The sequence below is a fragment of the Roseibium aggregatum genome, assembly GCF_014692675.1.
GTDB classification, from domain to species: domain Bacteria; phylum Pseudomonadota; class Alphaproteobacteria; order Rhizobiales; family Stappiaceae; genus Roseibium; species Roseibium aggregatum_C.
The window spans coordinates 94,827-110,443 of the sequence record NZ_JABFCZ010000013.1 but is presented as its reverse complement, the minus strand read 5'-3'; the positions used below and the strand labels follow the sequence as shown (position 1 = coordinate 110,443).

Below are 15,617 nucleotides of genomic sequence, written 5' to 3'. Positions count from 1 at the left end.
TTTTGCTGTTGGCGGCAATACGCCGTCTTGAAGTTGCCGTCAAAGCCTCATAGGTGTGTACTGACATTTTGACGGGACTGACAGGAGTTCGCCATGACCCAGGGCCCAAACCGCATGTTCGATGAATTTGCAAAGCTCATGACCGATGCCGCGGGCGTCGCCCAGGGCGCCCGGCGCGAGGTGGAAACCGCCTTCAGGGCGCAGGCCGAACGTTTCCTGTCCGACATGGACTTCGTTTCGCGCGAAGAACACGAAGCGGTCAAGGAAATGGCCGTGAGGGCGCTGGACCGGGTTGAGGAACTGGAAGCGCGCCTCGAGGCGCTTGAGAAAAAACCGGCGGCCAAACCCAAAACGGCAACAAAATCGTCTGCCAAGACGGCTCAGGACTAAACGCCTGAATTCGCTTTGATGTTTCAGCAGGGGCCGCGGTGGATAACCCGCGGCCCTTCCTGTTCAAACAAAATCGTCCACATTTTTCGGGCCATAAAAGCGCCACGTTATGTATCGCTTTATTCCTGACTGCTTATATACTGAATCTTAACAGGGATTCGTGGGGCATGATCGAACCGCCCAAACGGTCAGGATGCTCCGAACGCTTGGGACATACCCGGCGGCACCGGCCTGATACGTCATCCGGCCCCGTTGCCCCGGCTCGAAAGGGGAGTAGGCTCATGAGCCTCATCGAATTTGACTTCGAGCGACCTGACAATCCCGTCGACACCATCGAAACCGTCGCAGCGCTGAACGACTGGTCGTTCGAAAGATCGGCCGAGGACGAGATCACCATTTCCGTCGCCGGCAGCTGGTGCGACTACCACGTTTCCTTTTCCTGGATGGAAGAGGTGGAAGCCCTGCATCTGGCCTGCGCCTTCGACCTGAAGGTGTCCGATGCCCGCAAGACGGAAGTCGTCCGTCTGCTGGCGCTGGTCAACGAGCAGCTCTGGATGGGGCATTTCGACCTGTGGAACCAGGAAGGCGTCGTCATGTTCAGGCAGTCCCTTCTGCTGGCCGGCGGGTCGGAGGCAACCTCCACCCAGATCGAGGCCATGCTCGCCAATGCGCTTGAAAACTGCGAGCGCTACTACCAGGCCTTCCAGTTCGTCGTCTGGGCCGGCAGGCCCGCAAGCGAAGCCATTGCAACGGCCATGTTCGAGACCGTGGGAGAAGCATGATTTTTTCAAAAGACCGTCCGTTCCTTCTTGTCGGTGCAGGAAAGATGGGCGGGGCGATGTTATCCGGCTGGATGGCGGAGGGGCTGGATCCCTCCGCCATTGTCGTTTCCGATCCGAAACCCGGCGCCGAGATACGGGACATTCTGAACACCCACGGCATTCGCCATGTCACCGAGGTTCCCGCCGACCTGGCACCGTCGATTGTTCTCATTGCGGTCAAGCCGCAGATGATGGACGTGGTTCTGCCGGCGATCGCGCCGGCGATCCGCCCTGACACGCTGATCCTGTCGGTTGCGGCCGGCACGCCGATTTCCAGGTTCCAGACCGCCTTCGGCCCGGTTCCGGTCGCTCGCGCCATGCCGAATACCCCGGCAATGGTGGCGCGCGGCATCACTGCGGTTTTCCCGAACGAGGGCGTGACGGAGGCCCAGAAGGACACCGTCGGCACGCTGCTATCCGCCGTCGGAAAGGTCGTGTGGCTGGACAACGAGGACCAGATCGACATGGTCACCGGCGTCAGCGGGTCAGGACCGGCCTATGTCTTCTGGCTGGCGGAATGTCTGGCGGAGGCCGGCAAGGCGGCCGGACTGCCCGAAGCCCTCGCCAGGGAACTGGCCGAGGCGACCGTGTCCGGCGCGGGCGAGCTGATGCATCAGTCGCCGGAGACGCCGACCGTCCTTCGCCAGAACGTTACGTCTCCCAACGGCACGACGGCGGCGGCGCTTGAGGTCCTGATGGCCGAAGACGGCCTGAAGCCTCTGATGACGAAGGCGGTGGCGGCGGCGGTCAAGCGGGCGCGCGAACTCGCAGGCTGAATTTTCCTTAAGCTTGGGAAAGTGCTCTTTCAGGTCGAAGACTTTACTCCTATCTTTCAGTGAGCAAGGGAGTTTGAGTATGGCGACCGCGAAGACCCGGCAGAAGATCCTGAAAACCTTCCTCGATCTGCTGTCGCAGCATCCTTACGACGACGTCAGCCTGCCGCTGCTGGCGAAGACGGCCGACGTCAAGTTGTCCGCACTTCGCGAGTGCTATTCCTCCAAACGGGCACTCCTTGAAGCCTTCGCGGAGATGATCGATGCCGCGGTGCTCGATGACCGCGACGAGGAGATGGACGACCAGCCGGCCCATGACCGCCTGTTCGATGTCCTGATGACCCGGCTCGATCACCTGGCGCCCTACAAGGACGCGGTGCGCACCCTTGCCGAGGCCGTGCGCCGCGACCCGGCGCTGGCCCTGGAATTCAATTCGATTGCCGTGCGGTCCCAGCGCTGGATGCTGATTGCCGCCGGGATCGACCTGACCGGCATCAAGGGCCGGATCGTCACGCAGGGGCTGGCAATGGCGTTCGGGCGGGTGGTGGAAACCTGGCTCGACGAAACTGACGAAGGCTTGCCGAAAACCATGGCAAGGCTCGACGAGGAGCTCAACCGGGGCGAGGCCTGGATGAAGCGGCTCGACAGCGCCGAGAAATTCGCACGTCCGTTCTGGGAAGCAGGCAAACGGGCGCGGTCTCGTCGCAGCGGCGGTGAGGGAGCGGAAGAGGCTGCCGCCGAGAGTGCTGAGTCCTAAAAGCCACAACGGCTCATAAACGGCCGCGGATGTCTTGTCTCGGAGCAGTCGTTCGGGACATGGTCGCCGGGTTTGAACGTCCTGTCAGCGAGTGAAGCCCGTGAGCGATACGATTTCCTTTGACGATTTCCTGAAGGTGGACATCCGGGTCGGCAAGGTGATTGCCGCGGAAGAATTTCCCGAGGCCCGCAAACCGGCCTACAAGATGCAGATCGATTTTGGTCCGGACATCGGCATCAAGAAGACCTCCGCCCAGATCACGAAACACTATACGCCGGAAACCCTGGTCGGACGGCGCGTCATGGCTGTGGTCAACTTCCCGCCGCGCCAGATCGGGCCGGTGATGTCGGAAGTCCTGACGCTCGGGGTGCCGGACGAGGACGGCGAGGTGGTGCTGCTCAGGCCCGATCTGGACGTGCCCATCGGCGGCCGGCTCTACTGATCTGATCAGCCCGGTATCCGCAGCCGCGCCCGAAGACCGCCGAGCGGGCTGTCCTCCAGGTAGAGGTCGCCGCCGTGGCTGCGGGCGACGTCGCGGGCAATCGCAAGGCCCAGGCCGCTGCCCGGCTGATCCTGGTTGCGCGCCTCGTCCAGCCGGTGAAAGGCCCTGAATGCCAGGTCACGGTCCTCTTCGGCGATCCCCGGCCCGTCGTCGTCCACCGTGATCGTCAGCCAGCCCTTGTCGTATGAGCCCCTCAGTTCCGCCCGCGTGCCGTATTTCGTGGCGTTGGTCACAAGGTTAGACAGGCAGCGCTTCATGGCGAGGCGCCGGAGCTGCAATTCCGACGGTCCCTCAAAGGATGCGGTCACGTTGGCTCCGGAGATTTCGGCCTCTTCCTCCAGTTCTTCCAGCATCAGGGCCATGTCGGTCAGTTGAACCGATTCATCGCCGTCGCCGCGGGCAAAGGCGAGATAGTCCTCCAGCATGCCGCTCATTTCGTTCAGGTCCTTACGCATGCCGTCGCTTTCCGGCGTGTCGCCGAGCAGGGCCAACTGCAGGCGCATCCGGGTCAGGATCGTTCTCAGATCGTGGCTGACGCCTGCGAGCATCGTCGTGCGCTGTTCGATCTGGCGCTCGATCCGGCGGCGCATTTCCAGGAAGGCTTGGGCCGCCTGGCGGACCTCGCGCGCGCCGCTGGCGCGGAACTTGCCGATCGGCCGGCCCTTGCCGAAGCTTTCCGCGGCATTGGCCAGGCGCACGATCGGGCGAATCTGGTTGCGCAGGAACAGCATGGCGATGGTGATCAGGACCAGCGATGTGGAGACCATCCAGACCACGAAGAAATGGGAATTGGTGGCATAGGTCTGGCTGCGTCTTGAAAAGACGCGCAGGACCGCGTTGTCCAGCTGAATGCGGATCTCCACGAAACTGGAGCGTCCGACCGTGTCGATCCAGAACGGCTTGCCGACCTTCTGGCTGATCGCCCGGCTCAGACCGCGGTCGACAATGTCGAAAAACGGTTTCGGTGCGGGAGGCGGAAGCGGCTCGGGCGGCAGGAGGGTGATGGACAGGCCGAGGGCATTGGTTGCCATGGCTTCGATCTTGGCGTGTTCGGGATCCTGCGGATAGTTCTCCAGCACGTAGACGATGGAAGCGATTTCCCGCGCCACAGCCTCGGACAGGCGTTCGGAGACAAGCTCGTAATGCCGCTCCATGAAGACGTAAAGCAGCACGGCCTGCAGCAGCACGATCGGCGTGATGATGATCAGGAGGGCTCGTGAATAAAGCCCCTTGGGCATGGCCCGATAGGCGGCACGGGCCATGCGCCGGTAACCGCGCAGCAGATAGCGGAACGGGGGCGGAAGCTCGATGCCTGCCAGAAACTGGTTCAGATTGGCCATGCGCGGCTCGCCCTACGTGATCTAGTCGCAGGCCAGACGATAGCCGATGCCGCGCACCGTCTGCAGATAAATCGGATTGCCGGGATCCTTTTCGATCTTGCGCCGGAGACGGTTGATCTGAACGTCGACGGTCCGTTCGCCAAGGCCGCTGTCGTCGCCGACGATCTTGTGGCGGGGGACGGTTGCGCCCGGCTGTTCGGCAAATATCCCCAGGATCTGCTTTTCCCGGTCGGTCAGGCGCACCGTCTCGTCGCCGTTCTTCAATTCGCCGCGCCTGGTGTTGAAGATAAACGGGCCGAAGTGAATTTCCCGCGTGGTTTCAGCCGGCTTCGGTCCGCCCCGGCGCAGGATCGCGGACATGCGCAGCATGAGTTCGCGCGGCTCGAAGGGTTTGGCCAGATAATCGTCCGCGCCGACTTCAAGCCCGGCGATGCGGTCGGACGCATCGGATCGTGCCGTCAGCATCAGGATCGGCACGCTGGAGTTTTCCCTGAGCCATGCGGCGAGTTCCAGTCCCGTCTCGCCGGGCATCATCACATCGAGAATGATCAGGTCGAACACAAGACCGGACAGGCAATGGCGCGCTTCGGCAGCATTGGCGGCGGCGGTGACCCTGTAGCCGGCGTCGACGAGGATGCGGCTCAAGAGCTCGCGAATGCGGTTGTCGTCATCGACCAGAAGAATGTGATGCGCATTGTCGTTCGGCGGGAACGGGGTGGTCACGAAGGTCTCCTGTGTACCGTGGCCTGAAGCTGCTCCAGGGCTGCCTTAAGGTTGACTGGGCAGGCGCACGAGCTTCGCCACATCGGGCCGGGCATCCGGGTCGATCATCTGAAACAGAAACTGCCGCACAGCGTCGGCGGCGCCATCTGGCAGGTCCATTGTGGCACGCTCAAGGCGTTTGGTCTGCAAGCGGGACAGGCGCACCGCGAGGTCATGGCCTTTCCCGGTGGTGAACAGAAGCCGCTGGCGCCGGTCGAGAGGGCCCGGGCGCTGCTCGATGAAATCCTGATCGACCAGTTGTTTGAGGACGCGGCCGAGGCTCTGCTTGGTGATGCGCAGTATATTGAGAAGGTCGGTGACCTTGATGCCGGGATTGCGGTCGACGAAGTGGAGGACCCGGTGGTGGGCACGTCCGAAATCAAATTGCGCGAGCACGTCGTCCGGGTCGGAGGTGAAGTCGCGATAGGCAAAAAACAGCAGTTCAATCAGATCGTAAGGCAGCTCGTCCGGCTCTTGCGCCGGACCGCCAAAGCGGGCCTTCTCATCCGGAGATGGGATCCGGTCCGACTGGTTTTTGAAATTTACGTCAGTCATATTGACTTATTTCTGGTCGATTGTTACTTAAGATGCGCCCTGAACGAAATGATCGAACGATTTGATGCGTTTTTTCGGCATTTCCGTATTAAAACGAATCCGTTCGACGATTTCTTCACGGCAGGATACCGGGAGTTTCGGCGGCGTGCAAAGCACGGTTGAGCGGTCTGCGCAAGTCCGGGCTTAACGGTTCGTTGCATGACGTATACGGTTTAAAGATTGAACGCGCCCAGTGAGAGGCGGTCGGGAGCAAGAAAATGGCAGGTGTGCCTTTTGATCAGCGCGAAGGCGAAATCTGGTATGACGGCACGTTCGTGCCCTGGAGCGATGCGAAGCTGCATGTGCTCAGCCACGGTCTGCACTATGCCAGCGCTGTCTTCGAAGGTGAACGCGCTTATGGCGGCCGGATCTTCAAGTCTGCGGAGCATACCGAACGCCTGCACGCCTCGGCCAATGTTCTCGGCTTCGAGATCCCCTGGACGAAGGAACAGATCACCGCTGCCAAGGAAGAAGTCCTGGCGCGGATGAACCTTGTCGACGCCTATATCCGGCCGATCGCGTGGCGGGGCAGCGAGATGATGGGCGTGTCGGCGCAGCACAACACCATCCACCTGGCGATTGCCGCCTGGGAATGGCCGAGCTATTTCGCGCCGGAAGAGCGGCTGAAGGGCATTCGCCTCGATCTGGCGACCTACCGCCGGCCGGATCCGGCGACGGCGCCTTACAAGTCCAAGGCGGCCGGCCTCTACATGATCTGCACGCTGTCCAAGCACGAGGCGGAGCGCAAGGGCTATGCCGATGCGATGATGCTCGACTGGCGCGGCCAGGTCGCAGAGGCGACCGGTGCCAATGTCTTCTTCGTCAAGGACGGCAAGATTCACACGCCGAAGCCGGACTGCTTCCTGGACGGCATCACCCGCCGCACGGTGATCGGCCTTGCAAAGGCTCGTGGCATCGAAGTTGTCGAACGGGTCATCATGCCGGAAGAAATGGCCGGTTTCGAGCAGTGCTTCCTGACCGGTACGGCCGCCGAAGTGACGCCGGTTTCGGAGATCGGCCCCTATAATTTCGAGGTCGGCGAGATCACGAAGGCCCTGATGACCGATTACGATGCCGAAGTCCGCCCGGACACGCCGGCCCTGAAATCCGCTGTCGGCTGATCGGACAAGTCCGAGTTCCTATCGGAAAAGGCGGGCTTTGCCTGCCTTTTTTCATTCCGGCTTCGGCTACCGGTCGGATGCGGGACCCTGATGATGGGCATGAAACATCCGGCCCTTTTCGGCATAGACGATGCAGGCGAGCGCGCACAGGCCGTAGACCGCAAAGGCGAAGCCGAGAGGCTGGGTCGTGCCGTTGAACAGCTGGCCCATGATGTAGCCGAGAATGGCCCCGCCGAGCGTGGTGACGAAACCGATGACCGAGGATGCGGTCCCGGCGATGTCGCCGAGCGGTTCCATGGCCATGGTGTTGAAGTTCGCGCCGATGAAGCCGAAGCAGGCCATGAGTGCGCCGGAAATCAGGGTGAAGGCCCAGAAATTTTCGATGCCGGCAGTTGCCAGAGCGAACAGCAGCACGCCGAGCGCCATGAACACCAGGGTTGCCGCATGGGACAGGCGCCGCATGCCGATGGCTTCCACCAGACGCGAGTTCATGTAGGAGGAGATCGACATGGCAATCGCGATTGCGGAGAAGACGATCGGAAACCAGACGCCCAGATCGAAGATCTCGACGAAGATTTGCTGCGACATGGTGATGAAGGCGAACAGCCCGCCGAACACGAAGGCGAGGGCGAGCGTGTAGCCGATGCTCTCTCTCGTGCGCAATGTGGTCCAGTAGGCCTTGGCGATCGCGGTCACGTTCAGCACCTGGCGGTATTCGCGCGGCAGGGTCTCGCGCAGCCGGATCGAGCACCACACCAGCATGACGACACCGGCGAACAGCAGCATGGTGAAGATCCAGCGCCATCCGGAAACGAGCAGGATCGCCTGACCGATGGTCGGCGCGACGATCGGAACGGCCATGAAGATCATCATGACCAGAGACATGACCTTGCCCATCTGGCGTCCCGTGTAGCAGTCGCGAACGACGGAGACGGCGATCACGCGGGTTGCGGCGCAGCCGACCCCCTGAAGGACGCGTGCCAGAAGCAACTGGTCGAGGGTTTGCGACATCAGCGAGACCACGCTTGCCGCCGCATACAGCGCGAGACCGCCGAGCAGGACCGTTCGCCGGCCGAAGGCGTCGGTAATCGGGCCGTAAAAGATCTGGGCACCGCCAAAGCCGACCAGATAGGCGACAAGAACCTGTTGCCGGTCGTTTTCGTGGACGATGTTCAATGCGTCGCCGATTTCCGGCAGGGCGGGCAGCATTACGTCCATGGCGAGCGCGTTCAACGCCATGAGCGCGGCGATCATGATCACGAATTCAATAAATGGCATTCCCGGCTGGGCGCGGGTACCCGTTTGGGAGGAAGGTTTTTGCATATTTATCCAACTGTCTCATAGCCGGGAGGCCTGAGGAAGGCGGTTCACAGCAGGCAGAGTGGAACCGCCTCATCCCTGCCGGTAATCAACGGGCAATTTGCGGTAGGGTCAAGCGTTTTCGCACCGTAAAGTAAGCAACAGGCCTCTTCCCGGCACAGTAGAATTAACGAGGGATTACGACCACCGCTCCGCTGCGGCATCGTCAATTTCCGTGGCTTTTACCCAGGTGTCTGCAGTCCCCGACGCCAAGTGTTCTTTTTTCCAGAAAGGCGCCCTGGTCTTCAGAAAATCCATGAGAAAATCAGCCGCTTCGAAAGCCGCGCGCCGGTGGGACGATGCTGCAATGACGAGAACGATATTGTCACCGGCCGGGATCTTGCCGAAGCGATGGATAACCGTCAGCCCGGTCAGCGGCCAACGGCCGCAGGCCTGGGTGGCGATCCTCCCGATTTCGGTTTCAGCCATTCCCGGATAGTGCTCAAGCTCCAGCGCCGCAAGCTTGCCGCCGTCGTCACGGCAAAGCCCGATGAAGGAAACCAGCGCGCCGACATCCTTCCGTCCGGCGGTCAGCCGGTCCGCCTCGGCGGCGGGATCGAAGTCCTCCGCCTGAACCCGGATCAACGGTTTGCAGGACATCGCCTATCCTCCTGTCATGGGCGGGAAAAAGGCGACTTCGCGCGCAGCCCCCAGTTCGGCGTCCGCCTCGACATGCATCTGATCCAGGGCGACGCGGATGGCGTCTTCCTCCTCGAAGGCCGCGGCGTGATTGTCGTCGACGGTCTTCAGGTAGGCAATCAGATCGGCAACGGTGGTGATGTTGCCGGGGAGGTCCAGAGTTTCCTCTTCAATCCCCACTTTCTCACGCACCCATGCGAAGTAGCGAATTTGCACGTTGTCCCGTCCCTTCTGCTCGTTCCGACCGGACGTATCCGGGCGCAGGCCTATTCGTCAATGAGATGACCGATGCCGGCGCGGAAGTAGTCATAGCCGGTATATATGGTCAAAATCGCCGCGAGCCAGAGCGCCGTGAGCCCTGCCAGGGTGGTGCCGGGCAGGATGCTTTCGCCGGCCGGGCCCGCCAGGAGCAGGGCGATCGCGAAGAGCTGCACAGCCGTTTTCCACTTGGCAAGCCGGGTGACGGGCACGCTGACCTGCAGTTCGGCCAGAAATTCCCTGAGGCCCGAAACAAGGATTTCACGGCACAGGATGATGATGGCGGCAATGAGAGACCAGTCGTCGATGGTTCCGTCGGCCGCCAGCATGAGAAGCGAGACGGACACGAGCAATTTGTCGGCGATCGGATCGAGCATCCGGCCGAGAGCTGATTGCTGCTGCCAGGCGCGGGCCAGGTAGCCGTCGAAGAAATCGGTTATGGCCGCCAGGATGAACAATGCAAGCGCAATCCAGCGTAGCGTGTGGCCTTCAAAATAAAGACATGCCGCAAGGGCCGGTACCGCCGCGATGCGCCCGTAGGTCAGGATATTCGGCAGGCTCAGGGCAACGTTCTTTTTCATGAGGCTTTAATTGGATCATCTGACGTTGAAAGCCGGTCAACCCGGCACGGCGGGCCCGGCTTTTGGCGGACACAAGCATGCCAGTGAAAGCCTGTCAACGACGGGCCGCCCCCGTTTCTTTCACATTTGCCGCCTGCCGCGTCGATCAACATATCGGGGTGCCGATCTAATCGAAGATCCTGTCGCCCTGCTGGTCGATCATGAGCTTAGCCTTGCGCACGGTCTGGCTGACCGCTTCCTCCTCGCCCGGCAACATGTCGGCGCGGATGAAGATATGGACCTTGCGCTGGCCGTCGATCTCCTTCTCGATCCGTCCGGAGATCTGCCATTGACCGTTCGTGAACTGCGGTTCGCTGATGATCTCGAAATCGTTATAGAAAACCGGCGGATGGTCGTTTGAGTGCGATTGCTCGCCACCGCCGCCAAACAGTTTGCTGAAGAACTTTCCGATCATGTCTATTTCCCCGGGATCAGGTGCGGAAGCGCAAGACCTGCTTTCGTCGTGCCGGTTTACCGTTTATCCGGCCTGTCCTTCAAGCGGCAAACCTGTTTCTAGTTAGGGTCAGGACCCATTAATCAGGTTGAAATGGCGCCGGAAACGGCAAAGAGCTGCAAGGAGAGACGCGAAAAGCGGGCTCCCTGCCCGGTTGAGCGGTTCGACGCAGCAGATCGAAGCCGTTTACGCGTCCCTTCGGGATATGGCCGATTTGCCCGGCTACAGCGTTGCAAGTTCTGGAAAACCGGACGGTTTCCTGCGAACTTGCGCCTCGTATCCGAACAAATCGGCTTATACCATTCCAATCTGATTAACGGGTCATGACCCTAATTTGCGGGTTTGTCCTTCCTGCCGCCGGGCAGGACGATATCCGCCATAAGCGGCAGATGGTCCGAGCCGATATCGGGCCCGAGCCGGACCTGGGCAAACCGCAATCCGGGCGTGACCGCGACATGATCGACGACAGCGCCCAGGACCCAGTGCAGGCGATAGTCGAAGAAAAACCGTGTCGTTTGCGGGTACCCTCCGGAGAAGGCGGTGTGGAGGTTCAGCCCGCCGAACAGGTTTGAAAAGTACGCGGACCAGGGCGACAGGTTCCAGTCGCCGATGACAATGGTCTCCGTATCCGATTGCGACTGCAGGTCCTTCAGGACCGCTTCCAGCCGTTCTAGATAGGTCTGCCTGCGGATCCATTGAACCTCGCTCCGGGGGCTTGACGGGTGCACGGCGACCAGATTGACCGGCCTGCCCTCGACGTCGAGCTTCAGGACAAGGATCTCGCGGATGTCCTGTCTTGGCTGGCCGGGCTTTTCTTCGACGATGATGGATTTGCTCTCCAGGATCGGGAACCTGGAATAAACGCTGATATCGCCGAGCGGGCCGACAAAAAGATGTTCCGGAAAGGGCGGTTCTCCGACTGCGCCGATCGGCCGGCCAAGGTTTTTCCAGTGACGTTTCTGCAGCCACCAGCTTGTTTCCTCGAAGACCATCACATCGGCTTCGCTCTTCGTCAGGAAGTCGGTGAGGGTCCGGGTTTCCAGAAACAGGGATTCCAGATTGGTGGCAACGATCCGCAGGCTCGTTTCGCCCGGGCGGGCCGCCGCGACAGGCCGGGTATGCTCGACGGTCCGCCATACTGTCGCGCCGGCCAGTACGGCGAAAAGGAGGGCATAGAGCCTCAGAAAGCTCTTGTAGAGCACCGGCCGGCGGTGGGGCACTGTCAGGCCCAGGAGCCCGCCGAGGAGGCCTGCCAGTCCTGCTGCCAGAAACTGGCGCAGGAAAAAGCTCATGTTGTCCGCCGCCCAGGACCCGGGGGCCGCAAACGCGGCAAGCCCGAGCAGACAGACGAGGACGCCTCCGGTAAGGCCCAACCAGCCGATCAGGGAACGCAGCCGCCGGAAACGGGTGTGGTGCATGGACGGCTTCGCTTGTCCTGTTGATGACTGATTGTCAGGAGGGCGGCCGGCCTCGATGAGGCCGTTTTTTTTTATTGTTTCGGTGCGTATTTCCCAAGCGCCTTGAGGAGCGGCTGGATATAGGGTTCGTACTTCCGCCATTGTCCGATCGAAGACGAATAGATCGGCTGACGGACTTGCTGGCTACTGAGAGTGAGGACCTGCCGGTCGCCCGACTGGAAGTCGAGACAGACCGGATCCCAAGGCAATTCGACATAGTCGAGCAACGCGCGGGTCTCGGCCTCCTGATCCGCAATCATGGCTTCGTAGGACAGCTGATGGATATTTATGGGAAGGACTTCCTTCCAGTGTTCCATCAAATCGGCGTAGAGCCCGTAGTAGGCGCCAAGGCTCTCCTGATCGAAATTATAGCTGTGGAAGGGGCTGAGCGGCGACTTGTAGATCGAGCAGCAATTGTCCGCCGGTTCGCGGTGGACGTGGACGACTTTCGCGTTCGGGAATACCAGCGCGATCATCCAGAGCATTTCGAAATTGTGCGGCATCTTGTCGACGATGCGCAGGGCTCGCTTGTCGTACTTGTCCAGTTCGGCAAGATATTTCCGGGCGACGCGTTTTGCGTGCTTTTCGTCAAGAGAAATGGCGGCCTCGAAGAACATGGGGCTGATGCCCTGTCCTTGTTGCATCTGCTTTTGCAGCTCCGTGAAGAAGTGCTGCTCGCCGACCCCGGTGGCTTGCGGATGCCTGCCGATGATCTGCTCGACCAGAGTGGTACCGGAGCGGGGCATGCCGACCACGAAAACCGGCCGGTCCGTCTCAAGGCCGAAGCCTTTTCTGTGTGCGAAAAATTCCTTGCTGAACAGCCCCTTCATGGCGTCCAGCTGCCATTTCCTGGGAGCGAGATTGAAATCGCGGTACATGCCGTCCCGGTGCTTGGCGTAATTCGCAAACGCCTGTTCCAGATCCGAGTTCTTCTCGCAGATGTTTCCGGCCGCCAGGCTCAGGTTTGCGAGCGTGTCGGGCGCGACCAGTGTATCCGGATCGTCGATGATCTTGAGAATGTTCTGAAGCACTTCCGGCTTCTTCCGGAATTCGGCGGTTTCCGCAGCGCCCATGAGCACCAGGGGATTGTTCGGCTCCAGTTCATAAGCCTTCGCCAGATGCTTTTTGGCCTCTTCGAAATTGCCGAGCGAAACCTCAAGACGGTACAGGCTTATGTGTCCGAACGGCGAATTCGGTGCGATGTCGACCGCCCGGATGTAAGACTGACGCGCCATTTCCGGCTTTTGCAGGTAATAGTAGGAGTTGCCCAGATATATGTGGGCCAGTTCCGAGCTGTTCTCCAGAGCGACGGCATGCCTTGCCGATTTCAGGGCCCCTTCGTAGTCGTTCAGGTTGTTCTGGACTTCCGCCAGTTTGCAGAAGACTTCCGACCTTTTGGTCGCCACTTTCGAAGCGGCCAGAAGATGGGTCAATGCGGGGCGCAATTCACCGAAGTGGTCATAGACGATACCGAGAGAAAAATTGATTCTCGCATCCTGCGGGAAGGCGGTGTGCAATCCCTGCAACAGGGGAGCCGCTTCCTTGTAACGTTCCTCCGTCACAAGACGAAGTGCTTGATCATACTGGGTATCGTTCATAATCGGTGACTGCTTCTTTGAAGACTGAAACTTGGATCTAGGGCCTTATATCGCCGCTGCCGTTCAAAAGTAAGGCTGTCTCTTGAATTGGCCGCGAAGGGCGCCGTTGTTCGTTTCCATCGGCTTTACTCATGAAAATGATCATAAACAAGCTTTGCGGTCGCCTCCGAGATGCCGGGAACGGCGATCAGGTCGTCCAGGCCGGCCTTTGAAACCGCTTTCGCCGTGCCGAAATGGCGCAGCAACGCGCGTTTCCTCGTCGGACCGATGCCGGCGATGTCGTCCAGCGGATTGCGGGCGATGTCCTTCTTGCGCCGGGCCCGGTGCGAGCCGATGGCGAAGCGGTGGGCCTCGTCGCGCAGGCGCTGGACGAAATAGAGCACCGGATCGCGTTCGGGCAGCATGAAGGACTGTCTGCCGGGGATGAAGAATTTTTCCCGGCCGGCATCCCGGTCCGGTCCCTTGGCGATGCCGACCAGAGGCACATCGGTGATCCCGAGGCTTTCCAGCGTTTCCCGTGCGGCGGTCAACTGGCCCTGGCCGCCGTCGATCAGCACCAGGTCGGGCCAGGCGGGTATTTCCATCGCAGGTGCATCCGGCAAGCCGCCGTCCTCGTCCTCCCGTGCGGTATCCGTATCCGGTTCGATCCCGGCTGCGGGGGACGTGCGTTCGTGTTCCTTCAAAAGCCGGGAGAACCGGCGTGTCAGGACTTCGCGCATCATGCCGTAGTCATCGCCGGGGACCAGGTCTTCCGACTTGATGTTGAACTTGCGGTAGTGGGCTTTTGCAAAGCCTTCCGGGCCTGCGACGATCATGCCGCCGACCGCATTCGTGCCCATGATGTGCGAGTTGTCGTAGACCTCGATCCGCCGCGGCGGGAAGGCCAGGTCGAAGGCTTCGGCCACGCCCTTCAGGAGGCGTGCCTGGCTGGAGGTTTCCGCAAGGCGCCGTCCCAGCGCTTCGCGGGCGTTGGTCAGCGCGTGGTCGACCAGATCCCTCTTTTCGCCGCGCTTTGGAACCGTCACCTCGACCTTCCGGTTCATGCGTTCGCTCAAGGCTTCGGCGAGAAGGTCGCGTTCGGCAAGATCGTGGGAAAGCAGGATCTGCCTGGGAGCCGGTTTGTCGTCGTAGAACTGGGCAAGGAAGCTTTCCAGGACCGCTGACTCGTCCAGCGACTTGTCGGCCTTGGGGAAATAGGCCCGGTTGCCCCAGTTCTGGCCGGTCCTGAAGAAGAATACCTGCACGCAGGTCTGTCCGCCTTCCTGATGGACGGCAAAGACGTCCGCCTCCTCCACATTCTGGGGGTTGATGCCCTGGTGGGACTGCACGTGGGACAGGGCCGCCAGCCGGTCCCGATAGATAGCCGCCCGCTCGAAATCCAGCGCTTCGGACGCGGTTTCCATCTGCTCGGCAAGTTCCTGTTTCACCAGCTGGCTGCGGCCGGAGAGGAAGGCCTTGGCTTCGGCGACAAGGCCGGCATAGTCCTCCGGCGCGATCTCGCCGGTGCACGGGCCGGCGCAGCGCTTGATCTGGTAAAGCAGGCAGGGACGCGAGCGGTTTTCGTAGTAGCTGTCGGAACAGTTGCGGATCAGGAAAGCCTTTTGCAGGGCGTTGATCGTGCGGTCCACCGCGCCGGCGGAGGCGAAGGGGCCGAAATAGTCGCCCTTGCGCTTGCGTGCGCCGCGATGCTTGATGATTGCCGGCGCCTCGTGGTCGCCGGTGATCAGGATATACGGAAACGACTTGTCGTCCCGCAAAAGCACGTTGAACCGCGGACGCAGCCGTTTGATCAGGTTGGCTTCCAGAAGCAGCGCTTCGGCTTCGGTCCGCGTGACCACGAATTCCATCGCCGCTGTCGCCATGATCATGCGCATGATCCGGTTCGACTGGCCCTGCAGGCGGGTGTAGCTGGTGACCCGCTTTTTCAGGCTGCGCGCCTTGCCGACGTAAAGCACGTCGCCATGCTCGTCGATCATCCGGTAGACGCCCGGCCCCATGGGCAGGCGTTTGACGATGCCGGAGATCACCTCGACGCCCTTGCGCGGTGTCTGCGGCTTCCCGCTGTCATCTGCCGTCGTGTTCGCCTCCGGTTCGGCCGGAGGCTGAGTGTTATCCTGCATGGCGTTTATGTAAGACGATTGCCCGGTTCGGAAAAGCCATTAGCGATATTCT

17 protein-coding genes are annotated in these 15,617 nt (G+C 61.0%); 6 read left to right on the top strand and 11 right to left on the bottom strand.

Annotation, left to right across the window (positions count from 1 at the left end):
- Window positions 1-93: 93 nt before the first annotated feature.
- The 5 genes from HK439_RS13135 to HK439_RS13115 all read left to right on the top strand — a co-directional run bounded on the left by HK439_RS13135 (window position 94) and on the right by HK439_RS13115 (window position 3,183).
- A complete protein-coding gene (locus HK439_RS13135) occupies window positions 94-390 on the top strand; it encodes an accessory factor UbiK family protein (protein WP_190291961.1) in 297 nt (98 codons plus the stop codon).
- A gap of 281 nt (window positions 391-671) precedes the next feature.
- On the top strand, window positions 672-1,172 hold the full coding sequence (locus HK439_RS13130; protein ID WP_190291960.1) for a YbjN domain-containing protein: 501 nt from the start codon (window positions 672-674) through the stop codon (window positions 1,170-1,172).
- Window positions 1,169-1,987 (top strand): pyrroline-5-carboxylate reductase, encoded by an 819-nt coding sequence (proC, locus tag HK439_RS13125; protein ID WP_190291959.1) that lies wholly within the window; start codon window positions 1,169-1,171, stop codon window positions 1,985-1,987. Before HK439_RS13130 ends, proC begins: the two co-directional genes overlap by 4 nt.
- A gap of 79 nt (window positions 1,988-2,066) precedes the next feature.
- On the top strand, window positions 2,067-2,741 hold the full coding sequence (locus tag HK439_RS13120) for a TetR family transcriptional regulator (protein WP_190291958.1): 675 nt from the start codon (window positions 2,067-2,069) through the stop codon (window positions 2,739-2,741).
- A 100-nt stretch (window positions 2,742-2,841) separates the two neighbouring features.
- Window positions 2,842-3,183, top strand: a complete 342-nt coding sequence (locus tag HK439_RS13115; protein WP_190291957.1) for a tRNA-binding protein — start codon at window positions 2,842-2,844, stop codon at window positions 3,181-3,183.
- A 5-nt stretch (window positions 3,184-3,188) separates the two neighbouring features.
- Here the strand turns inward: HK439_RS13115 and HK439_RS13110 are convergent, their stop codons facing one another.
- The 3 genes from HK439_RS13110 to HK439_RS13100 are packed head-to-tail and all read right to left on the bottom strand — an operon-like array spanning window position 3,189 to window position 5,900.
- Entirely contained in the window at window positions 3,189-4,583 is a 1,395-nt protein-coding gene (locus HK439_RS13110; protein WP_190291956.1) for an ATP-binding protein, read from the bottom strand.
- 21 nt (window positions 4,584-4,604) lie between these two features.
- Window positions 4,605-5,306, bottom strand: coding sequence for a response regulator (locus HK439_RS13105; RefSeq protein WP_190291955.1), 702 nt, complete (start codon window positions 5,304-5,306; stop codon window positions 4,605-4,607).
- A gap of 45 nt (window positions 5,307-5,351) precedes the next feature.
- A complete protein-coding gene (locus HK439_RS13100; RefSeq protein WP_190291954.1) occupies window positions 5,352-5,900 on the bottom strand; it encodes a MarR family winged helix-turn-helix transcriptional regulator in 549 nt (182 codons plus the stop codon).
- A 257-nt stretch (window positions 5,901-6,157) separates the two neighbouring features.
- Between HK439_RS13100 and HK439_RS13095 the strand changes: the two genes are divergently transcribed.
- A complete protein-coding gene (locus HK439_RS13095; RefSeq protein ID WP_190291953.1) occupies window positions 6,158-7,060 on the top strand; it encodes a branched-chain amino acid aminotransferase in 903 nt (300 codons plus the stop codon).
- A gap of 66 nt (window positions 7,061-7,126) precedes the next feature.
- On the opposite strand, the gene HK439_RS13090 is transcribed toward HK439_RS13095, so the two are convergent.
- The 8 genes from HK439_RS13090 to uvrC all read right to left on the bottom strand — a co-directional run bounded on the left by HK439_RS13090 (window position 7,127) and on the right by uvrC (window position 15,565).
- Window positions 7,127-8,338: a multidrug effflux MFS transporter gene (locus tag HK439_RS13090; protein ID WP_190291952.1), complete on the bottom strand. Its 1,212-nt coding sequence runs from the start codon at window positions 8,336-8,338 to the stop codon at window positions 7,127-7,129.
- Between the two features lie 219 nt (window positions 8,339-8,557).
- Window positions 8,558-9,019, bottom strand: a complete 462-nt coding sequence (locus HK439_RS13085) for a molybdenum cofactor biosynthesis protein MoaE (protein ID WP_190291951.1) — start codon at window positions 9,017-9,019, stop codon at window positions 8,558-8,560.
- A gap of 3 nt (window positions 9,020-9,022) precedes the next feature.
- On the bottom strand, window positions 9,023-9,274 hold the full coding sequence (moaD, locus tag HK439_RS13080; RefSeq protein ID WP_190291950.1) for a molybdopterin converting factor subunit 1: 252 nt from the start codon (window positions 9,272-9,274) through the stop codon (window positions 9,023-9,025).
- A 50-nt stretch (window positions 9,275-9,324) separates the two neighbouring features.
- Window positions 9,325-9,897 (bottom strand): CDP-diacylglycerol--glycerol-3-phosphate 3-phosphatidyltransferase, encoded by a 573-nt coding sequence (gene pgsA, locus HK439_RS13075; protein ID WP_190291949.1) that lies wholly within the window; start codon window positions 9,895-9,897, stop codon window positions 9,325-9,327.
- Between the two features lie 166 nt (window positions 9,898-10,063).
- Entirely contained in the window at window positions 10,064-10,351 is a 288-nt protein-coding gene (locus tag HK439_RS13070; RefSeq protein ID WP_190291948.1) for an HlyU family transcriptional regulator, read from the bottom strand.
- 368 nt (window positions 10,352-10,719) lie between these two features.
- A complete protein-coding gene (locus HK439_RS13065) occupies window positions 10,720-11,808 on the bottom strand; it encodes an endonuclease/exonuclease/phosphatase family protein (protein ID WP_190291947.1) in 1,089 nt (362 codons plus the stop codon).
- A gap of 71 nt (window positions 11,809-11,879) precedes the next feature.
- The gene (locus HK439_RS13060) at window positions 11,880-13,445 is read right to left on the bottom strand and encodes a tetratricopeptide repeat-containing sulfotransferase family protein (RefSeq protein WP_190291946.1); all 1,566 of its coding nucleotides are present in this window, start codon (window positions 13,443-13,445) and stop codon (window positions 11,880-11,882) included.
- Between the two features lie 125 nt (window positions 13,446-13,570).
- A complete protein-coding gene (uvrC, locus tag HK439_RS13055) occupies window positions 13,571-15,565 on the bottom strand; it encodes an excinuclease ABC subunit UvrC (RefSeq protein WP_190291945.1) in 1,995 nt (664 codons plus the stop codon).
- Window positions 15,566-15,617: the final 52 nt, after the last annotated feature.

What these genes read in the sequence shown, in the direction of transcription:
- pgsA (WP_190291949.1), bottom strand. Translation starts at nt 9,897, where the DNA reads ATGAAAAAGAACGTTGCCCTGAGCCTGCCGAATATCCTGACCTACGGG.
- HK439_RS13120 (WP_190291958.1), top strand. Translation starts at nt 2,067, where the DNA reads ATGGCGACCGCGAAGACCCGGCAGAAGATCCTGAAAACCTTCCTCGAT.
- HK439_RS13095 (WP_190291953.1), top strand. Translation starts at nt 6,158, where the DNA reads ATGGCAGGTGTGCCTTTTGATCAGCGCGAAGGCGAAATCTGGTATGAC.
- HK439_RS13060 (WP_190291946.1), bottom strand. Translation starts at nt 13,445, where the DNA reads ATGAACGATACCCAGTATGATCAAGCACTTCGTCTTGTGACGGAGGAA.
- uvrC (WP_190291945.1), bottom strand. Translation starts at nt 15,565, where the DNA reads ATGCAGGATAACACTCAGCCTCCGGCCGAACCGGAGGCGAACACGACG.
- proC (WP_190291959.1), top strand. Translation starts at nt 1,169, where the DNA reads ATGATTTTTTCAAAAGACCGTCCGTTCCTTCTTGTCGGTGCAGGAAAG.
- HK439_RS13130 (WP_190291960.1), top strand. Translation starts at nt 672, where the DNA reads ATGAGCCTCATCGAATTTGACTTCGAGCGACCTGACAATCCCGTCGAC.
- HK439_RS13110 (WP_190291956.1), bottom strand. Translation starts at nt 4,583, where the DNA reads ATGGCCAATCTGAACCAGTTTCTGGCAGGCATCGAGCTTCCGCCCCCG.
- HK439_RS13070 (WP_190291948.1), bottom strand. Translation starts at nt 10,351, where the DNA reads ATGATCGGAAAGTTCTTCAGCAAACTGTTTGGCGGCGGTGGCGAGCAA.
- HK439_RS13065 (WP_190291947.1), bottom strand. Translation starts at nt 11,808, where the DNA reads ATGCACCACACCCGTTTCCGGCGGCTGCGTTCCCTGATCGGCTGGTTG.
- HK439_RS13135 (WP_190291961.1), top strand. Translation starts at nt 94, where the DNA reads ATGACCCAGGGCCCAAACCGCATGTTCGATGAATTTGCAAAGCTCATG.
- HK439_RS13090 (WP_190291952.1), bottom strand. Translation starts at nt 8,338, where the DNA reads ATGCCATTTATTGAATTCGTGATCATGATCGCCGCGCTCATGGCGTTG.
- HK439_RS13085 (WP_190291951.1), bottom strand. Translation starts at nt 9,019, where the DNA reads ATGTCCTGCAAACCGTTGATCCGGGTTCAGGCGGAGGACTTCGATCCC.
- HK439_RS13100 (WP_190291954.1), bottom strand. Translation starts at nt 5,900, where the DNA reads ATGACTGACGTAAATTTCAAAAACCAGTCGGACCGGATCCCATCTCCG.